The 3,306-nt window shown below is 72.7% G+C and carries 4 protein-coding genes; 2 read left to right on the top strand and 2 right to left on the bottom strand.

The window, feature by feature from the left end; all coding sequences use genetic code 11:
* A partial coding sequence (locus H5J33_RS28395; RefSeq protein ID WP_181797689.1) for a glycoside hydrolase family 27 protein occupies positions 1–1,343 on the bottom strand: 1,343 nt, incomplete at its 3' end.
* Positions 1,344–1,557: 214 nt separating this feature from the next.
* Here H5J33_RS28395 and H5J33_RS28390 point away from each other — a divergent pair.
* Both H5J33_RS28390 and H5J33_RS28385 read left to right on the top strand, forming a co-directional pair.
* On the top strand, positions 1,558–1,740 hold the full coding sequence (locus tag H5J33_RS28390; RefSeq protein WP_181797688.1) for a hypothetical protein: 183 nt from the start codon (positions 1,558–1,560) through the stop codon (positions 1,738–1,740).
* Positions 1,741–1,893: 153 nt separating this feature from the next.
* Positions 1,894–2,937 (top strand): NUDIX hydrolase, encoded by a 1,044-nt coding sequence (locus tag H5J33_RS28385; protein WP_181797687.1) that lies wholly within the window; start codon positions 1,894–1,896, stop codon positions 2,935–2,937.
* Between the two features lie 13 nt (positions 2,938–2,950).
* Here the strand turns inward: H5J33_RS28385 and H5J33_RS28380 are convergent.
* Positions 2,951–3,306, bottom strand: a 356-nt coding sequence (locus H5J33_RS28380; RefSeq protein WP_258565451.1) for an MBL fold metallo-hydrolase, incomplete at its 5' end; no start/stop codon positions are given.

The raw sequence follows: 3,306 nt of genomic DNA, 5'->3' as shown, positions 1-3,306 counted from the left end.
CCGAGGTCGGTGACGGTGCTGGTGACGGTGGCCGGGGTGCCCGCCGTCAGCAGCAGGCCGCCGTCCAGACCGGTTTCGACGGCGGGCGGGTACGCGGCCCAGTGCCGGTCGGCCTTGACGCGCAGCAGCACCGTGCCGTGGGCCGGGACGGTGGCGGCGAGGGTGCCGGCGCTGTTGTACGTGCGGTGCTGCCACAGGTCGCGTACGGCGTACCCGTCGGCGCGGGGCAGGCCGACGGCGCCGGCGCTGGTGGCGATCCGCTGGGCCGTGCCGGACTCGTTGAAGAGGGCCACCGCGCGGCTGCCGTCCGCCATCTGCCTGGCGACGACCCAGCGTCCGCCCGCGGCGGAGACGACCGTGCCCTGCTTGCCGAGCGGGTCCTGGTCGACGGCGACGACCTCCGTGTTGCCGAGGATGTCGTAGGTCGCCTGGGACGCCTTGCGCAGGTCGGTGCCGATGAGCAGCGGCGCGGCCATGACCGACCAGAGGGAGAAGTGCGAGCGGTACTCGGTGTCCGTCATGCCGCCGTTGCCGACCTCCAGCATGTCGGGGTCGTTCCAGTGGCCGGGACCGGCGTACCGGGCGAGGGGGAGGTTCTGCTTCAGGATCGACAGCATCGAGGGCCAGTTGTCCTTGATGTCGCCGGTGGTCCGCCACAGATGGCCGATGTCCGCGGCCCACTCCCAGGGCTTGTTCTCGCCCCACTCGCAGATGCTGTAGACGATGGGCCGGCCGGTCGCCTTGAGCGCGTCGCGCATGGTCCGGTAGCGCTGCCTGGCGTCCAGGCCCTGGTTGTTGCAGTTGTCGTACTTCAGGTAGTCCACGCCCCAGTCGGCGAACTGCCGTGCGTCCTCGTACTCGTGGCCGAGGGCCCCCGGAAGGCCCACGCTGTCGCAGGTCCTGGTGCCGGCGCTGGTGTAGATGCCGAGTTTGAGCCCCTTGGCGTGGACGTAGTCCGCGACGGCCTTGATGCCGTTCGGGAAGCGCACCGGGTCGGGCACCAGCCGGCCGTTCGCGTCGCGCTGCGGCTGGGCCCAGCAGTCGTCCAGGTTGACGTACTGGTAGCCGGCCTTCTTCAGGCCCTTCTCCACGAAGAGGTCCGCGATGCCCTTGACCATGCCTTCGTTGAACTCCGCCCGGCAGTAGGTGGAGTTCCAGTTGTTGAAGCCCATCGGCGGGGTGAGGGCGAGGCCGTCGTCCAGGGACGCGGACGCGGTCCGCGCCGCCGGGGCCGGTGCGGGGGCCGCCAGGGCGGGGGTGGCGAGGCCCGCCGCGCACAGCAGTCCGGCACCGAGCGCTCCGGCCACTCTCCATCGGGTCGTGCGGCTGTGAGGGTGACGCATCGTCGACGTTCCTCCCACTCGCGAAAACGCGGATGACGGCAGGTTCCGGTCATGAACGCGCGCTCACGGTAGGACCTGTCGGACTGTGTCGGAAGGGCGCGTTCAGGACGGGAGTGGCGTTGTTCGGATGTGTTCGACCGGCGAACGGCGGTCCGGGGAGGAAAGCTCACGCGGTCCGCGTGACCCCCCGCCGCCTCCCGCAGTTGATCAGCGCATGAAGAAGCGCAGCATGCTCGCCATCGCCACCCTCGCCGCCGGATTCGTCGTGGCCGCCGTCACCCCCTCCCACGCGGTGGTCGACCGGCCGCTCGACGTGTCGGACACGGTGGACGAGGTCGGTCACCTCGTCGCCCAGGACAGCCTCGACGTCGGCGACTCCGTCCTCGACCAGGACTGATCCGGCGCCGCAGGGCGCCCGTGCCGGTGTCCCCGCCCCGGGGGCACCGGCACTTCCGTGTGTCCGCGCGGGCAGGCGCCCTCACCGGCGGGGGGTTTCCATGGCAGGGTGGAGCGGGCAATCCTCAGGGGGCCAACAGAAGAGGGGGAGTCCGTGACCGTCGTCTGGATCAACGGCGCGTTCGGTGCGGGGAAGACAACGACCGCACGTGAACTGATCGAACTGATCCCGAACAGCGCGCTCTTCGACCCCGAGATCATCGGCGGGGCACTGACACACCTGCTGCCGCCCAAGCGTCTCGCCGAGGCGGGCGACTTCCAGGACCTGCCGATCTGGCGCCGGCTCGTGGTCGACACGGCCGCCGCGATGCTCGCCGAGCTGGGCGGAACCCTCGTGGTGCCGATGACCCTGCTCCGCCAGGAGTACCGCGACGAGATCTTCGGCGGGCTCGCCGCCCGCCGCATACCGGTGCACCATCTGCTCCTCGCGCCCACCGAAACGATCCTGCGGGAGCGGATAGCCGGCCGGGAGATCCCGCCCGAGGCACCCGACGGCGAGATACGCGTCCGGCAGTGGTCCTACGACCACATCGAGCCCTACCGCGCCGCCCTCGCCTCCTGGCTCACCGCCGACGCCCACCCGCTCGACACCAGCGCCCTCACCCCGTACGAGACCGCCGTCCGCATCGCCGAGGCCGTCGGCAACGGCGCCGTACCCGCCTGCGACATCGTGCAGACCCCCGAGCCGACCGCCGAGACGCTCGCCGCCGGGGTGCTGCTCTTCGACGAGCACGACCGGGTGCTGCTCGTCGACCCCACCTACAAGCCCGGCTGGGAGTTCCCCGGCGGCGTGGTGGAACGCGGCGAGGCGCCGGCCCGCGCCGGGATGCGCGAGGTCGCCGAGGAGACCGGCATACAGCTGAGCGAGGTGCCCCGGCTGCTGGTCGTGGACTGGGAACGGCCCGCCCCGCCCGGCTACGGCGGGCTGCGGCTGCTCTTCGACGGCGGCCGGCTGGGACCCGGCGAGGCCTCCCGGGTGCTGCTGCCCGGACCCGAGCTGCGCGCCTGGCGGTTCGCCACCGAGCAGGAGGCCGCCGCGATGCTGCCCCCGGTCCGCTACGAGCGGCTGCGCTGGGCGCTGCGCGCCCGGGAACGGGGCAGCGCGCTCTACCTGGAGGCGGGGGTGCCCGTCGGCTGACCCCGCGATGCGGCTAACCGAGCGAGCGGAGCACGGCGGCGGCGCCGGACAGCACCGGGTCGCCGTGCCCGAAGCACGCGACCTCCGCTCCCAGCTCCGCCATCCGGCCTATGGACGCGACGAGTCGCGCCCGGTCCAGGTTGAACACCCCGGGGACCGGCGTCCCGTCGTCCGGGGCCGCCGCCACCGTGTCCCCGGTGAACAGCACGCCGTGCGCGGGCAGGAACACCGCGATGCTGCCGTCCGTGTGCCCGGGGACGTGCACCACCCGGGCACCCCCGCCGAAGCCCAGCACATCGCCGTCGGACAACTCGGTGAGCGAGGCCGGCGGCACCGGGGGCCCCGGGGGCAACCGCGCGAGGGCCGCCG

This window comes from Streptomyces sp. WELS2 (assembly GCF_013870595.1).
In the GTDB taxonomy this organism is placed as follows: Bacteria; Actinomycetota; Actinomycetes; order Streptomycetales; family Streptomycetaceae; genus Streptomyces.
The sequence above is the reverse complement of the archived record's forward strand: the minus strand, read 5'-3'. Positions and strand labels throughout refer to the sequence as shown.